At 46.3% G+C, this 19,124-nt stretch carries 19 protein-coding genes, 1 tRNA gene and 1 rRNA gene; 17 read left to right on the top strand and 4 right to left on the bottom strand.

Features of this window, described 5'->3' with window-relative positions:
* Positions 1-141: 141 nt before the first annotated feature.
* The 13 genes from rrf (at position 142) to I2H74_RS22290 (ending at position 10,897) form a co-directional block, all read left to right on the top strand.
* Positions 142-258, top strand: a 5S ribosomal RNA gene (rrf, locus tag I2H74_RS22350).
* 447 nt (positions 259-705) lie between these two features.
* Positions 706-2,169, top strand: a complete 1,464-nt coding sequence (gene guaB / locus I2H74_RS22345) for an IMP dehydrogenase (RefSeq protein WP_195576451.1) — start codon at positions 706-708, stop codon at positions 2,167-2,169.
* 143 nt (positions 2,170-2,312) lie between these two features.
* Complete coding sequence (locus tag I2H74_RS22340; protein ID WP_324254136.1) at positions 2,313-3,728, top strand: D-alanyl-D-alanine carboxypeptidase family protein; 1,416 nt, start codon at positions 2,313-2,315, stop codon at positions 3,726-3,728.
* A gap of 114 nt (positions 3,729-3,842) precedes the next feature.
* The gene (pdxS, locus tag I2H74_RS22335; RefSeq protein ID WP_195576450.1) at positions 3,843-4,724 is read left to right on the top strand and encodes a pyridoxal 5'-phosphate synthase lyase subunit PdxS; all 882 of its coding nucleotides are present in this window, start codon (positions 3,843-3,845) and stop codon (positions 4,722-4,724) included.
* Between the two features lie 146 nt (positions 4,725-4,870).
* Positions 4,871-5,467: a pyridoxal 5'-phosphate synthase glutaminase subunit PdxT gene (gene pdxT, locus I2H74_RS22330; RefSeq protein WP_195576449.1), complete on the top strand. Its 597-nt coding sequence runs from the start codon at positions 4,871-4,873 to the stop codon at positions 5,465-5,467.
* A 315-nt stretch (positions 5,468-5,782) separates the two neighbouring features.
* Entirely contained in the window at positions 5,783-7,063 is a 1,281-nt protein-coding gene (gene serS, locus I2H74_RS22325) for a serine--tRNA ligase (RefSeq protein ID WP_195576448.1), read from the top strand.
* Between the two features lie 78 nt (positions 7,064-7,141).
* Positions 7,142-7,230: transfer RNA gene (locus I2H74_RS22320), tRNA-Ser, on the top strand.
* 115 nt (positions 7,231-7,345) lie between these two features.
* Positions 7,346-7,690 (top strand): hypothetical protein, encoded by a 345-nt coding sequence (locus I2H74_RS22315; protein ID WP_195576447.1) that lies wholly within the window; start codon positions 7,346-7,348, stop codon positions 7,688-7,690.
* Positions 7,691-7,711: 21 nt separating this feature from the next.
* Positions 7,712-7,879: a hypothetical protein gene (locus I2H74_RS22310; protein WP_195576446.1), complete on the top strand. Its 168-nt coding sequence runs from the start codon at positions 7,712-7,714 to the stop codon at positions 7,877-7,879.
* 25 nt (positions 7,880-7,904) lie between these two features.
* Positions 7,905-8,060, top strand: coding sequence for a small acid-soluble spore protein P (locus I2H74_RS22305; RefSeq protein ID WP_195576445.1), 156 nt, complete (start codon positions 7,905-7,907; stop codon positions 8,058-8,060).
* Between the two features lie 250 nt (positions 8,061-8,310).
* On the top strand, positions 8,311-9,156 hold the full coding sequence (locus I2H74_RS22300; protein ID WP_229506123.1) for a YitT family protein: 846 nt from the start codon (positions 8,311-8,313) through the stop codon (positions 9,154-9,156).
* A gap of 227 nt (positions 9,157-9,383) precedes the next feature.
* Positions 9,384-10,469 carry a hypothetical protein gene (locus I2H74_RS22295; protein ID WP_195576444.1) on the top strand — a complete coding sequence of 362 codons (1,086 nt, stop codon included), beginning with the start codon at positions 9,384-9,386 and terminating at the stop codon, positions 10,467-10,469.
* A gap of 251 nt (positions 10,470-10,720) precedes the next feature.
* Positions 10,721-10,897, top strand: coding sequence for an aspartyl-phosphate phosphatase Spo0E family protein (locus I2H74_RS22290; protein ID WP_195576464.1), 177 nt, complete (start codon positions 10,721-10,723; stop codon positions 10,895-10,897).
* A gap of 20 nt (positions 10,898-10,917) precedes the next feature.
* Here the strand turns inward: I2H74_RS22290 and tadA are convergent, their stop codons facing one another.
* Positions 10,918-11,415 (bottom strand): tRNA adenosine(34) deaminase TadA, encoded by a 498-nt coding sequence (tadA, locus tag I2H74_RS22285; RefSeq protein ID WP_195576443.1) that lies wholly within the window; start codon positions 11,413-11,415, stop codon positions 10,918-10,920.
* Between the two features lie 376 nt (positions 11,416-11,791).
* Between tadA and I2H74_RS22280 the strand changes: the two genes are divergently transcribed.
* Positions 11,792-14,116 (top strand): ATP-binding protein, encoded by a 2,325-nt coding sequence (locus I2H74_RS22280; RefSeq protein ID WP_195576442.1) that lies wholly within the window; start codon positions 11,792-11,794, stop codon positions 14,114-14,116.
* 99 nt (positions 14,117-14,215) lie between these two features.
* Here the strand turns inward: I2H74_RS22280 and I2H74_RS22275 are convergent, their stop codons facing one another.
* Both I2H74_RS22275 and motA read right to left on the bottom strand, forming a co-directional pair.
* Positions 14,216-15,037 (bottom strand): flagellar motor protein MotB, encoded by an 822-nt coding sequence (locus tag I2H74_RS22275; RefSeq protein ID WP_195576441.1) that lies wholly within the window; start codon positions 15,035-15,037, stop codon positions 14,216-14,218.
* Positions 15,030-15,821: a flagellar motor stator protein MotA gene (gene motA, locus I2H74_RS22270; RefSeq protein WP_195576440.1), complete on the bottom strand. Its 792-nt coding sequence runs from the start codon at positions 15,819-15,821 to the stop codon at positions 15,030-15,032. The genes I2H74_RS22275 and motA overlap by 8 nt, the downstream gene beginning before the upstream one ends.
* 237 nt (positions 15,822-16,058) lie before the next feature.
* On the opposite strand from motA, the gene I2H74_RS22265 reads away from it, so the two are divergent.
* Positions 16,059-16,364, top strand: a complete 306-nt coding sequence (locus I2H74_RS22265) for a DUF7167 family protein (protein WP_195576439.1) — start codon at positions 16,059-16,061, stop codon at positions 16,362-16,364.
* 76 nt (positions 16,365-16,440) lie between these two features.
* On the opposite strand, the gene I2H74_RS22260 is transcribed toward I2H74_RS22265, so the two are convergent.
* Positions 16,441-16,965: a GNAT family N-acetyltransferase gene (locus tag I2H74_RS22260; RefSeq protein ID WP_229106948.1), complete on the bottom strand. Its 525-nt coding sequence runs from the start codon at positions 16,963-16,965 to the stop codon at positions 16,441-16,443.
* Positions 16,966-17,114: 149 nt separating this feature from the next.
* Here I2H74_RS22260 and I2H74_RS22255 point away from each other — a divergent pair, with 149 nt between their 5' ends.
* Both I2H74_RS22255 and I2H74_RS22250 read left to right on the top strand, forming a co-directional pair.
* Positions 17,115-18,026: a sulfurtransferase gene (locus I2H74_RS22255; protein ID WP_195576438.1), complete on the top strand. Its 912-nt coding sequence runs from the start codon at positions 17,115-17,117 to the stop codon at positions 18,024-18,026.
* A 299-nt stretch (positions 18,027-18,325) separates the two neighbouring features.
* Positions 18,326-19,117: a carbohydrate-binding protein gene (locus I2H74_RS22250; protein WP_195576437.1), complete on the top strand. Its 792-nt coding sequence runs from the start codon at positions 18,326-18,328 to the stop codon at positions 19,115-19,117.
* Positions 19,118-19,124 lie beyond the last annotated feature (7 nt).

The following is a 19,124-nucleotide window of genomic DNA, read 5'->3' as shown; positions in this document are numbered from 1 at the left end:
ATGTGTGGAGCTGACCAATACTAATCGGTCGAGGGCTTATCCTAAAGAAAAGATGACTTTACTTCCTTCACGATCAGTTCTCAGGGTGCAAACCTTGAATATATCCTTAAATGGACGATATTTTCCTTCGGAATAATCGAGTTTGGTGACGATGGCGAAAGGGTTCCACACGTACCCATCCCGAACACGACCGTTAAGCCTTTCAGCGCCGATGGTACTTGGACCGCAGGGTCCTGGGAGAGTAGGACGTTGCCAAGCAGGAACAGCCCACTGACACAAGTCAGTGGGTTTTTCTTTATAGGTATTTTTAGTTTATGGATTACTATTTATAATGAATCATTCAAAATGGCTTTCACTCTTATTAGAGTAGCGTTAAGAATGCTCATATTCTGCAAAATCATCGAGCACAATAATGAAATCTGAATCCTTTCCAAAAAAATTAAGGACGTAGATGTGCTGGATGTCGAAATGTCTGCAGGAATGATTGTTAGATGGAATGATGCGGAAACATATGTTGATTCTCTGTTTAAGTGCGATTGGTGTGCTTTTCCCTAGGCATTTGCCTTGACACCTCTCAGAGGCTCTGCTAAAATCGGCATAATATCATTCTGCCTCAATAGACAAATCACTTGTTTTGTGTTTGCTCACTAGACAGAAAGTGAATTGAAAAAATAAAGAATGGATAAGTAAAGGGAGGAACTTCTTGTGTGGGAGTCTAAGTTCGCTAAAGAGGGTTTAACATTTGACGATGTATTGCTAGTACCTCGCAAATCCAGTGTGTTGCCGCGTGAAACGGATGTTTCAACGCAATTAAGCAAAAGTGTAAAGCTTAATATTCCAATCATTAGTGCAGGTATGGATACAGTCACAGAAGCACCTCTTGCGATCGCAATCGCGCGTGAAGGCGGCGTTGGTATCATTCATAAAAATATGCCAATTGAGCAGCAAGCGGAGGAAGTAGACCGCGTAAAACGTTCAGAAAGCGGCGTTATTACGAATCCGTTCTCGCTGTCGCCAGAGCATACTGTTGCAGAAGCGGACAAGCTGATGGGCAAATTCCGTATTTCCGGTGTTCCTATTGTTGATGAGAACCATAAGCTGGTTGGTATTTTGACAAACCGTGACCTTCGCTTCGTTCATGATTTTAGCACGAAGATTAAAGATGTCATGACGCATGAGAATCTGGTAACTGCGGCAGTTGGCACAACACTTGCTGAAGCTGAAGTACTCCTTCAACAGCACAAGATCGAGAAGCTTCCACTCGTGGACGATAATTATATATTAAAAGGCCTTATCACCATTAAAGATATTGAAAAGGCTATCCAATATCCAAACGCAGCAAAGGATACACAAGGTCGCTTGTTGTGCGGTGCTGCAGTAGGAATCTCCAAGGATACAACAGAGCGTGTTGCAGCTCTTGTAGAAGCTGGAGTAGATGTGATCGTCGTTGACTCCGCTCACGGACATCATATTAACATCCTCAATGCGGTTCGTGAGATCCGCAACAACTATCCTGAATTGACGATTATCGCGGGTAACGTAGCAACAGGCGAAGCTACACGCGATCTTATCGAAGCTGGCGCATCCATTGTTAAAGTGGGTATCGGTCCTGGTTCCATTTGTACAACACGTGTAATTGCGGGTATCGGCGTACCACAGATCACTGCGGTATACGATTGTGCAACAGTTGCTCGTGAGTATGGCATTCCAGTTATTGCAGACGGTGGTATCAAGTATTCCGGTGATATTACAAAAGCAATTGCAGCTGGCGCTAGCGCAGTTATGCTCGGCAGCTTGCTCGCAGGTACAGAAGAAAGCCCTGGCGACTCCGAGATCTATCAAGGCCGTCGCTACAAAGTATATCGCGGCATGGGTTCACTCGGTGCGATGAAGCATGGCTCCAAAGACCGTTACTTCCAAGAGAGCAGCAACGAGAAGAAGCTTGTTCCGGAAGGAATCGAGGGACGCGTTGCTTATAAGGGGCCCCTTGCTGACACGATTCACCAATTGCTTGGCGGCTTGAAAGCAGGTATGGGCTATTGCGGCACAGCTAGTCTGAGCGAGCTTCAAAATGATACCCATTTCGTTAAAATTTCCGGTGCAGGATTGCGCGAAAGCCATCCGCACGATGTGCAAATTACGAAAGAAGCTCCAAACTACTCCTTGTAAGAGTAGTGCGGTAGCTCACAGAATTACCATATCTTCGACAGAAAAAGACAAGGATTGTATCCTTGTCTTTTTTTTGTCTATTACACTATGATAGAATAACTTTATGGTTTTATTAGATGAAAGAATGGTAGAGAGGAGTTGACGTGGTGTTTAAACACAGCGAGACAACTAGAAAATCGACAAAACGTAAATGGAAGCGCGCGGTTGCATTTGTAACTGCGGTTCAAATATTATCTTTTGCATTACTTCCAACAGCAGGTATGGTCGCTGCATTGGGAGATCAAGTCCTTGTCGCACAAGGTGAGAAGGCTGCTGATACGAAACAGCCGGCCAATAAGGCCGCTTCTGGCCCGACAAAGGAGTCGCTTGGACTTAATGTTCGCTCTGCGATCTTGATGGAAGCAAGCACTGGGCAAATTATTTTCAACTATAATTCGGACAATGCTCTTCCTCCTGCCAGCATGACAAAGATGATGTCCGAGTACATTGTAATGGAAAAGGTAAAAAGCGGCGAACTTACTTGGGAAACCGTCGTTTCTGCAAGCGAGAATGCATCTTTGACGGGCGGTTCCCGTATCTTCTTGGCACAGGGTGATAAGCATACCGTAAAAGATCTGTACATCGCGATGGCAATCGGATCAGCCAATGATGCTACTGTAGCGCTTGCTGAGCATATTGCAGGCTCCGAGCAGGAATTCGTAAAGCTGATGAACGAAACAGCGAAGAAGCTTGGCATGGAGACCGCCCACTTCATTAATGCGACAGGTCTCGGTCGTGATGATATGCCAGATAAGTTCAAGCCGGAATCCAAAGAAGAGACAGTCATGTCGGCTATGGACGTTGCGAAGCTTGTTCGTGCAATCGTTGTCGATCACCCTGAGTTCAACCAATTTACGACAATTCAACAATACAAGTTCCGTGAGCGCGATCAATCCCCGATCGTCAATCTGAACTGGATGCTGGAAGCGAACAAGGATGTTGCCAACTTCAAGCGTTACGCTTATCAGGGCCTGGATGGCATGAAGACAGGATTCACCGATGAAGCGATGTACTGCTTCGCGGGCACGGCTATTCGTGATGACATGCGTTTGATTTCCGTCGTAATGGGAACGGAGTCTACGGGTGCACGTTTCACCGAGACAGCTAAGCTTCTTGACTATGGCTTTGGCAATGTTGAAGTGAAGCAGGCTGTTGCATCCAAGCAAGCGGTGGAAGGTCATGAGACTGCGCCTATTAAAAAGGGCGTAAAGACGGAGATTCCAGCCGTTACTGAAAGCAATGTATCCTTCGTGGTGAATAAAGGAACGAATTTCGATGAGTCCAACCTCACGAAAGAAGTGAAGCTTACGCCAGAGGATGAATTGGTTGCACCAATTAAGAGCGGACAAAAGGTAGGTACCGTTACTTACACTTATAAGGCTAATGGCAGCGAGCAAAAACAAACCGTTAACCTCGTAGCTGCTGAGGATATGGAGAAGGGCTCCTGGTGGAGATTATTCTTCCGTGCGATCAAATATTTCTTCGTTGATTTGTTCAAATCCATCGGAGATTTGTTCTAAATCGCATAATTCCGACAAAAGCAGTTGTCTATATTCAGCGCTTCATGTACAATTAGGGCGAAATCTCAGGCAAACCTGATCAATCAGGAATGTGATGGTAGGAGGCAGGCAAGAATGGAAACAGGTACTTCTCGTGTAAAACGCGGTATGGCAGAAATGCAAAAAGGTGGCGTCATCATGGACGTCATGAATGCTGAGCAAGCGAAGATCGCTGAGGCGGCAGGTGCAACAGCGGTTATGGCGCTTGAGCGCGTACCTTCTGATATTCGTGCAGCTGGCGGCGTTGCTCGCATGGCTGATCCGACGATCGTTGAAGAAGTGATGAAAGTAGTCAGCATTCCGGTAATGGCCAAAGCGCGTATCGGTCATTATGTGGAAGCAAAAGTACTGGAATCCCTCGGTGTCGACTATATCGATGAATCCGAAGTGTTGACTCCAGCGGATGAAGTATTCCATATCGACAAGAATGAATTCACCATCCCATTCGTTTGCGGAGCAAAAGATCTTGGCGAAGCACTTCGCCGTATCGGTGAAGGCGCTGCAATGCTTCGTACGAAAGGTGAGCCAGGCACAGGAAACATTGTTGAGGCGGTTCGTCATATGCGCCTGATCAACAGCCAAATTCGCAAAGTACAGAATTTGTCCAAGGATGAGCTGTATGCGGAAGCGAAAAATCTTGGCGTATCCTATGATCTGCTCCTCGGTATTCATCAAACAGGCAAGCTCCCTGTTGTTAACTTCGCAGCAGGCGGTATAGCGACACCTGCAGACGCTGCTTTGATGATGCATTTGGGCGCTGACGGCGTATTTGTAGGTTCTGGTATCTTTAAGTCCGACAGCCCAGAGAAGTTCGCCAGAGCGATCGTAGAAGCAACGACACACTATACAGACTATTCCCTTATTGCAGAAGTATCGAAGAATCTCGGTACGCCAATGAAAGGGATTGATATTGCGAAGCTTGATCCGTCCGAGCGTATGCAGGATCGCGGCTGGTAATAAGGTTTAGCTGAGTAGACTAATTCTTCATTAATATGAGGCATGATTCTATGAAGCGATATAACCTGACTCTGAACAAGGTCGCTCCTGAAGGAGCGACCTTGCAGGAGTTTCCCTCAACGCTGCAAGAAAGAAGGTTATGAGCAATGAAGATTGGTGTATTAGCGCTGCAGGGAGCAGTTGCCGAGCATATTCGCAGCTTGGAGGCATCGGGTGCCGAGGCTGTTGCGATCAAGTGGCCGGAGCAGCTCGAGGACTTGGATGGCCTTGTTATTCCAGGTGGAGAGAGCACTACAATTGGCAAGCTGATGCGTAAGTATCACTTTATCGAGCCTATTCAGAACTTAGCTAGTCAAGGCAAGCCTTTATTCGGCACCTGTGCTGGCCTTATTGTCCTCGCAAAGCATATTGTGGGCAATCAAGGCGAAGAGGAGCCTCATCTTGGCTTAATGGATATTGAGGTTCGCCGTAATGCCTTTGGTAGACAAAGAGAAAGCTTTGAAGCGAGTCTCGCTGTTAAAGGCATTGATGAGCCAGTAATGGCAGTATTCATTCGAGCACCGCTGATTGAGGCGGTACACGGCGATGTAGAGGTGCTGAGCACAGTGAATGATGAGATCGTGCTCGCTCGTCAAGGTCATCTGCTGGCGTGCTCCTTCCATCCAGAGCTAACGGAGGATATTCGTCTTCATCAATATTTCATCGATATGGTGAAAGACTCCAAAAAGCGTGCAACAGCGTAAGTACGGGACGTTTTAATGCGCTGGTCATCGATGAAGCGGCTCTGTTCAACGATATTTTTACCTGCCGATTGATTTGGCAAAAAACACCTTGACCTTGATTCCCTTTTTAGGGTAGGGTTAAGGTGTTTTTATTTGACACACACTTTATAATAAGAAGATATGAGTTTAAATAGGCAGACAAGCCTTTTTGTTACCACAATCGAACTTATGTGATGTGGAACCAGAATTCGATGTGGCGATAAAACCTACCTCTACTCGCAGTCGTTTTCTTTTAGAATGGCTTCGAAAGAAAGTTTCTCATAGGAGGGAATTCCTTTGTTAGATGTTAAACATTTGCGCACAGACTTTGAACGTGTAGAGCAAGCGCTTAAAAATCGCGGCAAGTCTCCTGAACTTATCGCAACATTCCCAGAGCTTGATGCGAAGCGTCGTGAGATGCTGCAAGAGACGGAGCAGCTGAAGAATCGTCGCAATACCGTATCCCAGGAGGTTGCAAAGCTGAAGAAGGCAGGTCAGCCTGCTGATGAAGTGATTGCAGAGATGAGACAGGTCGGTGACCGAATTAAGGAGCTGGACGAGCAGATTCGTGAAGTGGAGCAATCCATTAATGAATTGATGCTGTCTATTCCAAATATTCCGAATGAGTCCGTTCCAGTCGGTCTTTCTGAGGATGAGAATGTAGAGACTAGAACATGGAGCGAGCCAACCTCTTTTAGCTTTGAACCCAAAGCGCACTGGGATCTTGCTGCTGATCTGAATATGCTGGACTTTGAGCGTGCAGCGAAGGTTACAGGTTCTCGATTTGTGTTCTACAAAAATGCTGGAGCTCGATTAGAGCGCGCATTGATCAACTTTATGCTGGACGTACATACGAATGATCATGGCTATGAAGAAATGATGCCGCCATACATCGTCAATCAGGACAGCTTATACGGTACAGGGCAGCTTCCAAAGTTTGAAGAGGATCTCTTTAAGCTTAAGGATACAGAGTATTATCTGATTCCGACTGCTGAAGTTCCAATTACCAACTATCATCGTGATGAGATCTTAAATGGTGAGGATCTCCCTCGCTATTATGCGGCATTCAGTGCATGCTTTCGTTCCGAAGCAGGTGCAGCAGGCCGTGATACGCGCGGATTGATTCGTCAGCACCAATTCAACAAGGTTGAGCTTGTGAAGCTCGTCCGTCCAGAGGATTCCTATGCAGAACTGGAGTCGCTTGCGACACAAGCAGAGCGTATCCTTCAGCTTCTGAAGCTTCCTTATCGCGTGATGACCTTGTGCTCAGGCGATCTTGGCTTTAGTTCCGCGAAGACATACGACCTTGAGGTTTGGCTTCCTAGCAGCGGCACATACCGTGAGATTTCCTCCTGCTCTAACTTTGAGGATTTCCAAGCGCGCCGCGCGAATATTCGTTTCCGTCGCGATACGAAGTCGAAGCCAGAATTTGTCCACACCTTGAATGGCTCTGGGCTTGCGATTGGCCGTACAGTAGCTGCTATTCTTGAGAATTATCAGCAAGAAGACGGTTCCATCGTCGTTCCAGAAGCTCTTCGTCCTTACATGGGTGGACTTGAGATTATCACCAAAAAATGATTACGCACATGACTTGCTAAGCATCTAGATGCGTGCTATAATATTGATTGTTCGACTCGTTCTTACAATCAATATATTGGAGAGGTACCGAAGTGGTCATAACGGGGCGGTCTTGAAAACCGTTAGAGTGCAAGCTCACGTGGGTTCGAATCCCACCCTCTCCGCCATACATAATCATTCAACCACACTGTGCATAACAGTGTGGTTTTTTGCTGCTTTTGGAGGGTATAAAAGGCTTGCTACGTCCACACACTGTAACTGTGACCAATGGAGGTGTTGTAGATGCATAGTGAGTTTGAACGTTCAGTGGATCAGACACAATTGGTGGCAGCTTGGCAGCAAACCCTGCCAACTACACTGGATCCAAGCGACCGAGCAACGGTGTTGGCTGACGAGGCGATTCCCCATGGCCTTCGCATTCATATTGATGCAGCCGGTCATCAAGCGTACTCCTTTGACTTTGAATGTGCCTATGTCGATCATCATGAGGTACAGGTCAAGCTAGTCGATGTAGAGAAGGACGGTCGCCATATTGATGAACGTACCGAAGTGATACAAGAGCTGACCCAAAACTATATTCGTCATATTCACGAATGTGCCCAAGCGCTTCAGAACTTAACCCATTGATCGAAGGATAGGAGTGAGACCATGACACGTGCAAAAGGCAGCGCAGATAAAAATCTAAGCAACGTGGTGGCAGATCTGGAGGAAACTCCAGTCAACAGCCATCAAGCACAGCAGCTTCAACAGGATCATAATGACCGCAGGCATCAAGATGCCTTGAATCATGACCATCCTGCGTCAGACTCGGTATAACACGTTACCCGTTAGGAGGATTACGATGAGTAAACCTAGAGCAGTGCCGGTTCCAGAGGCGAATCAACAAGAGCAGCAGCATCACGCTGGCAACGACCGTGGAGCGCAGCAAGAGCCCCTTTCCGGCTCTAAAAAGGTGAAAAACCGCAATCATGTCGACCATAATAATCCTGAAGGCTAAAAATTTTAACAAAGTCTTCACCTATGAAGCTCCGAAGCATGCTGAGAAATCAGCCCCGTGCTCGGAGTTTTTCCATTTTATATAAGTATTTTCTAGACAGAAATGCATCTAGTGAAATATTAAAGTATAATAGTATTTATAAGAAAAATGTATAAATGGGGTGGAGACGGTGTCAGATCATTCAGGCGTAACAGTACAAGTCACAGAGACGCCAGTCATGGCCGATGCTATAGCGGTAAAGCATAAGGGCATGCATTGGACCGATATTATCAAAAGGGTCATCTTTATCTCCATTGGCGCAGTGCTGATGGCAGTTGGACTAGAGCTCTTCCTAGTACCGAATCAGATGACGGATGGAGGTATAGCAGGGATCTCCATTATCCTTTCACATGCAACAGGCATTCCACTTGGTGTGTTCCTATTTGTTCTCAACCTTCCTTTCCTTATCATTGGTTATAAGCAAATCGGCAAGACCTTTGCATTATCGACCTTACTCGGGATTGTCGTCATGTCCGTCGGGACCATTCTGCTTCATCCGGTAGAACCGTTTGTAACCAATAGCTTCCTAGCTGTTGTATACGGGGGTGTTATCCTAGGGATTGGGGTAGGTATCGTTATCCGTTTTGGAGGCTCATTAGACGGCACTGAGATTGTTGCCATTCTTTTTAACAAAAGGACGCCATTCTCAGTCGGCGAAATCGTCATGTTTTTCAACTTATTCATTATGTTGGTGGCGGGTTTTGTATTTAGCTTTGAGAAAGCCATGTTCTCATTGATTGCATATTATATCGCCTTTAAGATGATTGATATTACCATTGAGGGTTTGAACGATTCCAAATCCGTATGGATTATAAGTGAAAACTATAAGGATATCGGTGATGCGTTGCTCAGCCGTCTTGGACGCGGTGTGACGTACATGAATGGTGAAGGTGGATTTTCCGGAGACGAGAAGAAAGTCATTTTCACAATCATCACACGATTAGAGGAAGCAAAGCTCAAGTCAATTGTAGAAGAGCATGATCCACAAGCATTCCTCGCGATCGGCAATATCCATGATGTTAAAGGCGGGCGCTTCAAAAAGAAAGATATTCACTAAGCCGGAATCAGCCTCGGGTAGAATCAAGCTTCTGCCCGAGGTTTCATATTTCGACATGATTAGACGAATTTATGTCGAATATTTTGATGCAATAGGGACAATGTTGCAAATTTGCCTTAATTGACTAAGACTTAGACCCGATTGAACTATTTTCAAATGCAGGAAATTGGGTTAGAATTTATAAGTATGTTTTGTTAAATAGAAAATTCTGGATTGGGGAGTGTAACATGAGTAAGAAGTGGTTAAAGGGTTCATTGGCAATGCTGCTTGCTTTTGTCCTGGTTCTGACGGGGTGCGGCGCAAAAGAAAGTCCTAAGAATGCTCTTGAAGGTGCCTACCTGAAGACAGCGGAAATGAAATCATATGCTTTTAAATCTTCTATTACGGTGAACGACTTGCAAATGAGCGGAGCTGAGCTCAGCGATCCGAACGTAGCAATGGTCATTAATATGCTCAAAAATGCAGAGCTTACGATTGACGGTGTAGCACAGCTTGATCCAATGCAAGTAGAAGCTACATTGAATGTTGCGCTTAAAGGCGATATGGCATTCAGCTTCTCCCTGCCTATGGTAATCACACCGGATAAGATGTACTATAAGATTCCGAATATCCCTATGCTGGGTCTTCCAGCAGAAGTTGTTGATAAATACCTGGTGCTTGATATGAAGGAGCTTGCTGAGCAAACAGGTGAAGAGATCCCAACGATTGATGTTGTGAAAACACAAAAGTTCAGCAACGAGTTCTTAAAAGAAGTCATGAGCAAGTTTGATGAGAAATTGTACTTCACAGATATCGCAGTCAAAGACGCTGGCTTGCCAGAAGGTGTTGAAGCGAAGCAAGTCGTGAAAGTAGCGATTACGAAGGATAATTTCGATCAAGCGGTAACGACGATCGTAAAAGATGCTCTTCCTGCTCTTATCGACCTGATGTCCAAGGATGAGTACAAAGAGTTGTTCCAACTCGACCAAGCAGACCTTGATCAAATGAAGTCCGAGCTTACAACGACTGACAGCGAGCTTAAAGAAGGCCTTGAAGAGATGAAGAAATCTCTGACAGTAAACGAATTGAGCCTTACAACAGCAATCAATAAAGATGGATTCCCTGTGTATCAAAATATTGTGGGCAATGTAGACTTCAAGGATGAAACAGACCAAATGAAGATTGTTGTTCACATGAACACGACTACATCTAACATTAATGAAAAGGCTGAATTCAAGATTGGTATTCCAACAGACACGATTACGATGGAGCAATTGCAAGAATCCATCTATAGCGGAATGTATGATCTTGAAGGCGTTGACGGCCTCGAATAATAAAAAAAGTGTGATGATATGATTACATCAGGACCTGTCGGTAAAGACAGGTCTTTTTTTTTCACCCAAATTAGGTTATCTTTGTAATAAGGCAGACGCATTTCCAATGTTTGCTTATAAGACTTACATTTTGTCTCAAAAATTTAAGCGCTTTACAGGGATAACGTATTTCACCAATACAACCGATATAAAAGATAAGGCTTGAGCATGTGCATGATGGGTTCAACAAATTGAGATGCAAAGGTGATCGTATGACAAGAGAAGGCGCACAACGCATTGATGAGCTGCGGGACAAGCTGTATGAGATAGCTTTGAACAGCAGCAAGTTGACAGATCCGCATGTATTGCGTATCAGTGAAGAGACAGATCGGGCTATTGTGGATTTTTTACTAAAGCAGCAAGCAAATAAAAAAGCAGCCGGCGAATAACGGACTGCTTCTCTAAGGTCTTATAATTTGTTCCGAAGACGCCTGAAAAAGGATGTGAGCAGCTGCGCGCATTCTTCTTGCAGCACACCTTCCAAGACATCTGCTCGATGATTAAAGCGGGGCTCCTGAAGAAGATTCATCAGGGTGCCCCCACATCCTGCCTTAGGATCTCTTGTCCCAAATACAACACGAGGCACTCGCGACTGTACGATAGCTCCTGCGCACATGGGGCATGGCTCAAGAGTGACGTATAAGGTGCAATTCAGAAGCCTCCACGCTTCAAGCGAGCTACTAGCTTCTCGGATGGCAATCATCTCCGCATGCGCCGTCGAATCCCGTGTGCTTTCTCGAAGATTGTGGCCGCGTCCAATGATTTGATCATCTCGAACAATGACCGCTCCGATTGGTACTTCTCCAATCGCTTCAGCTTTCCTCGCTTCCTCAATAGCTTGACGCATCCAATATTCATCTGTATATGTCAATCGCTGTATAGATTCATTATCGTGTTGAAAAGTCATGTCAATCTCCTTTTTTATTTATCCACTTTCTCCTGCAAATGTAATCATTGTGGGCTGTGGAATAATGCTGCTTTTATTCTCCGAACAAATGATCGTTGTTAACATGATGTGTACAAATATGTGGATAACTTTATTTTTGTACACATAGTTATACACATTTTATCCATAACTAATCACATTTTGTGCATAACTTGTTAATAACTCAGATCTCATTGTATGTGAATGGACACCTAATTTCAAGATATCTCGCCCTGTTCCCTTAGAAAATGAATGAGCTGGTAATGAATGCATTAGAAAATTCTCACTCTTGTGATATGATCATAGTGATAATGTTCGACGGGCGCTGGTGTCCACGACGATATCGGCGAGGTGAATTATGAAACTTTCGATCAAAGGCAAATTATCACTATCCATATCCAGCATTATGTTCGTGGTATTGCTTACGCATATGATTTTTAATTATTACTCCATGCGGACTCGGCTAATGAGTGAGATGGAGGAGCGTGCAAAGATTATCTCGGAGCAGGTCTCTATTTCCATGATCCAATCCCAGCGGGCGGAGCAGGTCATAGGAGATCTACTCGGCGAGCAATTATATGCGGCATCCATCTATGCTGCGGAGAAGCTCCCCAGCAAGCTAAGCGAAGTGACCCCAATCGATCTCTACAAGATCATTGGGGAGCTTGACATCTCTCATATCTCACTGCTTCAACGATCGCAAGACGGGACAGATATTGTGATCAAACAATCAACGGATCCAAGAGAGATTGGACTGTCCACCAAGGATTGGGGCTATTGGCATACAGCCTTTGAGCAGCTGTTGAATTACAATCGGGTCTGGGTGCCGATTGGCCAGAAGATGAAAAACTTTTGGTCAGGCCCTATCGAATATTCTACCTCTGATCCGTCTCACCGGATGAAATGGGGCTACTATTATGATGGCAAGCGCGATTATATTATTAATCCCTACATCAAGGACACAAGGTTCAAAAGCTCTTTCCAAATGACCAATCCTCAGCGGATTATTGAACGCATCCTTCAATCTCAAGCGAATGTCTTGGAGATAACGGCTTTTCAACCGGACCAATTCAAGGATGATTCGCTGGTTAGCTCCAATGATTCCGGTATTCAGTTGATTGAGGTGCCAGACCGCCCTATCCTTTATGGAAGCTACATCTATCGATATAAAGAGGATGCTGAGCTGGTAGGGAAGGTCGCCTATGAGGGCGTTCCTGTTTTTAAAGAACTGATCATCAATGATGACCGTGTTATCAAGAGCTTTTTGCCGCTTCGCGAGGGGAATAATCACTATGTGCTAGGGATCGTGCTGAATGCAGAGCCGCTGCGGGCAGCCTTGCAGGAGCAATTGCTGAACAACATCGGCATTGGCTTTATTCTGCTTGAAATCGTCATTATTGGCAGCTATATCTTCTCAGGCTGGATCATACGGCCGATTCAGTACATTTTACAAAAGGTCAGCATGATGGCTATCGGTCAATACAACACGAACCTGAGCATCACCCGAAAAGATGAGCTTGGGCTGTTAGCGAGAAGAATTAATATGCTTGGTGTGAATCTGCACGAATCTACAGAACGGCTAAGAAGCTTGTATGAAGAAAATCGTGCGATGAAATATCAGCTCGAATCATTTATTAATCAATCCTCAGATGCGATTCATGTGACGAATCTTGAGGGACGGGTAGAGCGTGTCAATGAAGCGTTCGAGCAGCTATTTGGCTGGACAGATAACGAGCTGATTGGCAAGCCGCTTCCTATATATCCAGAGTCGCTGAAGGAAGAGTATGAAGGGGATCCGTTCTATGCGGAGGATGCTTCATTTGGCGTAAAAGAAACGGTGCGTGTTACGAAGGATGGCAGACTGATTGAGGTTAGTGTCAGCCGGTCACCGATCTATAACGAAAATGGACAGTGTATAGGCTGGGCAGGCATTACCCGTGACATCACCCAGCGGAACCGCATGGAGGAGCTTCTAAGACGCTCTGAGAAGCTTACAACGGTAGGTCAGCTGGCTGCCGGAGTCGCCCATGAGATTCGCAATCCATTGACGACGATCAAGGGCTTCGTTCAGCTGCAGGCTCATACGCAGAAGGTGAATCCGAAGCACACGACGATGATGCTGTCAGAGCTTGATCGTATCAATCTGATCGTAAGCGAGTTCCTAATATTGGCGAAGCCGCAGGCAGTACGCTTTCTAGAGAAGGATATCCGTCCGATTCTCGATGAAGTGGTGTCTTTATTGAATAGTGAGGCGCATCTCCACAACGTACAGGTGGCAACATCGTATCAGGATGTTCCGCTTATTCTGTGCGAAGAGAATCAGATGAAGCAGGTGTTTATCAACCTGATTAAAAATGGGATTGAGGCCATGCCAAGCGGCGGCAAGCTGCAATTGACGGTAGAGAGCTTGAATCAAGACGAGGTATGCATTAAGGTTCGAGATCAAGGAATCGGAATTCCAGAGGAGAACCTTCCGAAGCTTGGCGATCCATTCTTTACGAATAAGGAGAATGGAACGGGACTCGGGCTGATGGTATGTCACCGAATCGTGGACAGCCATCATGGCAGTCTGTGCATCTCAAGTGAGGTCAACGTAGGCACTGAGGTTAAGATTGTTCTTCCTGCTGCTCATGTCACGAAGGAGAAGATCGAGCAGGACAAGGGCTTTATTAAAATACGATAATATAAAAAAGGATCGTCCGATAAGCGTGCCATAATTGCAGCTTGATGGACGATCCTTTGTTAAACATGAAGGACGCATATATGCACTGAGAAGCGCTCCTTATGGAGCGGCATTCACCTCTGTGGCTTTGTTGCTTGTGTACTTGCGAATAATCGACACTTCGACCCGGCGATTCTCGGCTTTGCCCTTCTCCGAGTCATTTGAGGCAATGGGATGGTATTCACCCATGCCGACCGCTTGGAACTGCTTCGGATCAAGACCGGACTGCTTCAACACGATCTTCATGAAGTTCAATGCACGTGCCGAGCTTAGGTCCCAGTTGGATTCGAAGCCGCTATTCTTGATCGGTACATTGTCGGTGTGTCCCTTTATGACAATCTGGTAGCCGGGATAAGCCTTAATCATATCGCCAATCGTATAGGCGAGCTTCTTGGATTCATTCTTCAGCGTCGCGCTCCCTGATGCGAACAGGGCACTGTCGTTAATCGTCAGCATCAGCTCGGAGTGATTCAGCTTCGTGTTCAGCTGATCAGACAAGCCGTTCTGCGCGATATACTCGTTAAGCTTTCCTTGAAGCTCCTCAAGCTGTTCTTGCTCCTTCTCAGCTTGCAGCGCATAGCGATCCTTCTTCTGATCAGCAGCAGTATCATGCTCGAATTCCTTCTCAGCCTGCTTTGCTTCATCACCGCTTGTTGGTTCAAGAGAAGGATGCTCAAGAATGCCCGAGCCTCCGCCGCTGCTTTGCGTTTGGAAGACGGTCTGGAACGCATCGCTCATGGCTTTAAACTTCTGGGCGTCAACGGAGGACATCGCATACAACACAATGAAGAGGGCAAGCAGGAGAGTCAGGAGGTCGGCATAAGGAATCAGCCAGGACTCGTCCACATGCTCCTCATGATGTTCCTTCCTCTTTTTACTCATTCGCTGCTTCCTCCTTATCGTCCAATCGAGTACGTTCCTTCGGTGTAAGGAATACAGCGAGCTTTTGGTTGATCGCTACAGTCGATACTCCAGATTGAATCGATAAAAGACCTTCCACCATCATGAGACGAATCTGAATCTCACTGTGGGATAGACGCTTCAGCTTATTCGCAATCGGATGCCACAACACATAACCTGTGAAGATACCGAGCAAAGTTGCGACGAAGGCTGCCGCAATCGCTTGTGCGAGGATGGCCATATCCGACATCTCGCCTAGGGCTGCGATCAGACCGATAACCGCACCAAGAACCCCGAGGGTAGGTGCATATGTTCCGGCTTGGGTAAAAATAAGAGCGCCTGCACGGTGACGTTCTTCTGTGGCATGGATATCTTCCATCAGTACATCACGCACAAAATCTTGGTCGTTGCCATCGATGATCATGCGCATACCGCCGCGTAGAAAATCATCATCGATCTCATCAATGCGGGACTCGAGCGCCAGCAATCCTTCGCGGCGAGTAATGGATGCCCACTCCATAAATAATTGAATCAGCTGCACGCGATCTACGAGCTGCTGCTGCTTGAAAATCATTTTGAACAGCTTCGGAATCTTTGTAAGTTCCTTCATTGGGAAAGCCATGAATAATGCAGCTATGGTTCCCACAATAATAATCATAAAGGCGGCCGGGTTAAGCAAGCTGGTCAGTGGCGCATGCTTGAACACCATCCCAAGCAAGACCGCGCCAATCCCTAGCACTAGGCCTATAATTGTTGATTTCTCCATTCGTTCCATCCACCTCATCCATGAGTATAATGGTGCTTCCCTGCGTGATGAATCGACATCTGTTGACATCAATCCTGCAATTGCGCGTTCTGTTCTTATATATCGGCATATTAGGCGATTCTTTTTAGATGGAAAAGCGTTCCGCGGCAAAGTGGGCAGCAGCAAACGTTGGTGATTCGGGGCCTGATTGTGCTACAATACGAATAAAATGGGATAGGCTACAGAGGAGTGAGAACCATGGGGATGCCGTTTACTAGACCTTATAAAGATATCCTGCAGGACTTAGTGGCAGCGTTGATTCAAATCCCGGATTGCTATTCGTTCTTCGAAATGGAAGAGTCGGATTGGGAAGCGATGAGCAAGGAAGAGAAGCACGAAGTGTTGGAAGCGCTAGCAGATGATTGCTTCTATGGACTGGGGCAGGAGAAGATCCTGTTCGTAGGCAGCGGAAGCCTTCAGCATGATCCGAAATTTCATCATATTGAGGTGATGAAAGAAAACGCGGTGATTGCAACCGTACAGCTGTTGGATGCGGAAGCTTAAATGCTAGCTTTAATTGCATAAATTCACCTCGGTTCATACAGAAAAGAGCGGTTCTCTCACAATGGAGGACCGCTCTTCATCCATGGTTGCGCTGAAGCTGTGGCTGATAACTCATATGGTAGACAGGTTCATAACGACCTTCGATTCGTCGCTGCAGCGTATTCGTGATCACGAAGCCTGCACGCTGATAGGCTTTAACGGCACGTTTGTTCCAGGTGACGACATAGAGCTCAAGCTCCTGCCACGGAGCGCGACGACGAGCCTCGCGGATAACGGCATCAAGGAAGACAGCGCTCAGATGCTGTCCTGTTATCTCAGGTTTCATGCCGAGCCCAAGGCGTAGAGCCTGTCCCTTCGGAATAAACTGCGCAAAGCCGATTAATCGATCATCAGAGGTGCAGATGCTAACATATTGTTCTTTGCGAGAGGAAGGATCTGCAAAATATTGACGTCTAGCCTTTAGCTTGTTCCAGGGTGGAAGGTTATAAAAGTCATAGGGAGGCTCGTAGCGCCAGCCAGCAATGGCCTCTGCATCGTGTTCAGTCATGGGGCGGAGCTTAAGAGGGATAAGGGATTGAACTGGTCTCTCCATCACATCCATGTTAGGTGCCTCCTTTCCTAATCGAATCGTTAATAGAATAGAACAAGATTGATCTATTAAGCTATGATATTTATTAAAATACAGCTATATTCATTGTTACCTATCATTTTATTCGTAACAAAAAAGATTATTGGAAGGGGAGTACACGTATGCCAACACAGCCATCATGGATCATTTCAGGAGATGCATTAGCACATCTGCTTCAACAGGAAGGATCCCAAGACGTCGTTATTGCCGACTGCCGATTCTGGTTGAACGAGCCGCAACGGGGAAAAGAGGTTTACAACGAGGGGCATCTTCCCCGCGCGGTATATTTCGATCTCAATGAGAACTTGTCTTCTCCTGTTCGGACACACGGCGGACGACATCCTCTGCCTGATGTGGAGATCTTTGCGAAGAAGTTAAGCGAAGCGGGGATAACGCCAGCCAGCAAGATTGTACTGTATGATGAGCAAGGCGGTTCCATGGCAAGCCGCATGTGGTGGCTCCTGCAATGGGTCGGTCATGAGGGAGAGGTAGTATTGCTTGATGGAGGCTACCCTGCATGGAAGCAGGCGGGCTATCCGATTGAGGAAGGCGATAAGCAACAAGAGAACATGGCTGCGAACCGTGAGCATGCAGGGAGCCAGACGAGCAAGGAAGAGCTTGTCTATCCAGTCAAGGTAAGAAGCGAGATCGTGCTGACGATGGATGACGTTAAAAAGAAGCTGAAGGAGCCAGGGGTTCGTCTAATCGATTCGCGGGAGCTGCCTCGCTACTTAGGCGAGATGGAGCCTATCGATCCGAAGGCAGGGCATATACCCGGGGCGGTCAATCGCTTCTGGATGAAGAGCTTGAATGAAGCGGGACAATGGAAAGCTCCCAATGAACTAAAGCCAGAGTGGGATGCTCTTATTGGTGACGCCAAGGAGATCATTGTCTACTGCGGCTCAGGTGTAACGGCGTGTCCAAACGTGCTGTCGCTATGGCAGGCGGGCTATTCCCATGCGAAGCTGTATGCTGGCAGCTGGAGCGACTGGGTAAGCTATGAGGAGAATCCGGTGGCGACGGGAGAGGAATAAACAAGCTTTATTTCTATCGCTCTTTATTCAAATGAGGATTTTGTTTACGAGAGAACCATTACATCCGTAAAGATACAAATATGAAAAGGACGATAATCCAGTGGGTATTGTCCTTTTTTTCGTTCTGCATATTTCTTATCCTTCTGCTTCTTGACGTGGCAGAATTCCAGAAGACAGTGCTCAGTGAAATCATCTAATAGGCACAAAGTGAAACCGCTTACGATTGTGATACTACATTGCATGGCGAGTGCATAAGTTATAGCGTTGTCATTCCAATCCATTTCTGGGAGGAACGAGTTATGCACAAAAAGAAGCTTAAATTGACGGCTAAAATGATTGTACTCACCATGATTGCCACGCTGCTTATGGTACCGATGGCACATGCCTCGCCAAACGCACCGCTTCTTGCTTCTGCACAAGGGACTGCATGGGGAATCGGGACGTTGAATGAGAAGGCGGTCATTCATTTGCAGGTACAAAATCTTTATTTAGATCCTTCCAGGAACAATACGATCTCACCATGGGTTCTAGAGTTTGACTTTGAGGGGGATATTCAAGCTGTTACTAACGCAGTTGTAGCTAGCAAAACAGGGGATCATTATGTTCTAAAAGGTACGACGAGCACGGATCTTGCCTATGGAGAGACCTTGTCATTAAGGCTGGAAACCACGTTGAATGGCAAAGCATCGGCCACCTTCTCCAATCTGTTGCTTCGCCCCGAAGTCATCGCACGCTCTTGGGAATGGCTTGCGGCGTATAACGTAAATGACATCGTTGAATACAACGGTCATTATTATAAGGCTGTTCAAGCACATACGGCTTACGCACCGAATTGGGACCCCGTGCAGGCTCCCGCTCTATGGCAGCCTACAACCATCGAAACCTATTCCTATCACACCTCTGTTGAAGTAGATCTCGAAGTCGTTCAGACATGGGAGCTCCTAAGTACATATACAGCAGGGCAACTTGTATATTATGAGGGTGAGTTCTATCGTTGCGTTCAAACGCACACTGCATATGCGCCGAACTGGCATCCTGGTCCAGAGACAGAGAGCTTGTGGAAGAAAGTGCAGTTTGAACTTCCTTTTTAACACCGCT

This window comes from Paenibacillus sp. 1001270B_150601_E10, assembly GCF_015558675.1.
GTDB lineage: Bacteria > Bacillota > Bacilli > Paenibacillales > Paenibacillaceae > Paenibacillus_B.
This window is presented reverse-complemented; position numbering and strand designations above follow the sequence as displayed.

What these genes read in the sequence shown, in the direction of transcription:
- pdxS (WP_195576450.1), top strand. Translation starts at nt 3,843, where the DNA reads ATGGAAACAGGTACTTCTCGTGTAAAACGCGGTATGGCAGAAATGCAA.
- pdxT (WP_195576449.1), top strand. Translation starts at nt 4,871, where the DNA reads ATGAAGATTGGTGTATTAGCGCTGCAGGGAGCAGTTGCCGAGCATATT.
- I2H74_RS22315 (WP_195576447.1), top strand. Translation starts at nt 7,346, where the DNA reads ATGCATAGTGAGTTTGAACGTTCAGTGGATCAGACACAATTGGTGGCA.
- I2H74_RS22310 (WP_195576446.1), top strand. Translation starts at nt 7,712, where the DNA reads ATGACACGTGCAAAAGGCAGCGCAGATAAAAATCTAAGCAACGTGGTG.
- I2H74_RS22305 (WP_195576445.1), top strand. Translation starts at nt 7,905, where the DNA reads ATGAGTAAACCTAGAGCAGTGCCGGTTCCAGAGGCGAATCAACAAGAG.
- I2H74_RS22300 (WP_229506123.1), top strand. Translation starts at nt 8,311, where the DNA reads ATGCATTGGACCGATATTATCAAAAGGGTCATCTTTATCTCCATTGGC.
- I2H74_RS22295 (WP_195576444.1), top strand. Translation starts at nt 9,384, where the DNA reads ATGAGTAAGAAGTGGTTAAAGGGTTCATTGGCAATGCTGCTTGCTTTT.
- I2H74_RS22290 (WP_195576464.1), top strand. Translation starts at nt 10,721, where the DNA reads ATGACAAGAGAAGGCGCACAACGCATTGATGAGCTGCGGGACAAGCTG.
- tadA (WP_195576443.1), bottom strand. Translation starts at nt 11,415, where the DNA reads ATGACTTTTCAACACGATAATGAATCTATACAGCGATTGACATATACA.
- I2H74_RS22280 (WP_195576442.1), top strand. Translation starts at nt 11,792, where the DNA reads ATGAAACTTTCGATCAAAGGCAAATTATCACTATCCATATCCAGCATT.
- I2H74_RS22275 (WP_195576441.1), bottom strand. Translation starts at nt 15,037, where the DNA reads ATGAGTAAAAAGAGGAAGGAACATCATGAGGAGCATGTGGACGAGTCC.
- motA (WP_195576440.1), bottom strand. Translation starts at nt 15,821, where the DNA reads ATGGAGAAATCAACAATTATAGGCCTAGTGCTAGGGATTGGCGCGGTC.
- I2H74_RS22265 (WP_195576439.1), top strand. Translation starts at nt 16,059, where the DNA reads ATGGGGATGCCGTTTACTAGACCTTATAAAGATATCCTGCAGGACTTA.
- I2H74_RS22260 (WP_229106948.1), bottom strand. Translation starts at nt 16,965, where the DNA reads ATGGATGTGATGGAGAGACCAGTTCAATCCCTTATCCCTCTTAAGCTC.
- I2H74_RS22255 (WP_195576438.1), top strand. Translation starts at nt 17,115, where the DNA reads ATGCCAACACAGCCATCATGGATCATTTCAGGAGATGCATTAGCACAT.
- I2H74_RS22250 (WP_195576437.1), top strand. Translation starts at nt 18,326, where the DNA reads ATGCACAAAAAGAAGCTTAAATTGACGGCTAAAATGATTGTACTCACC.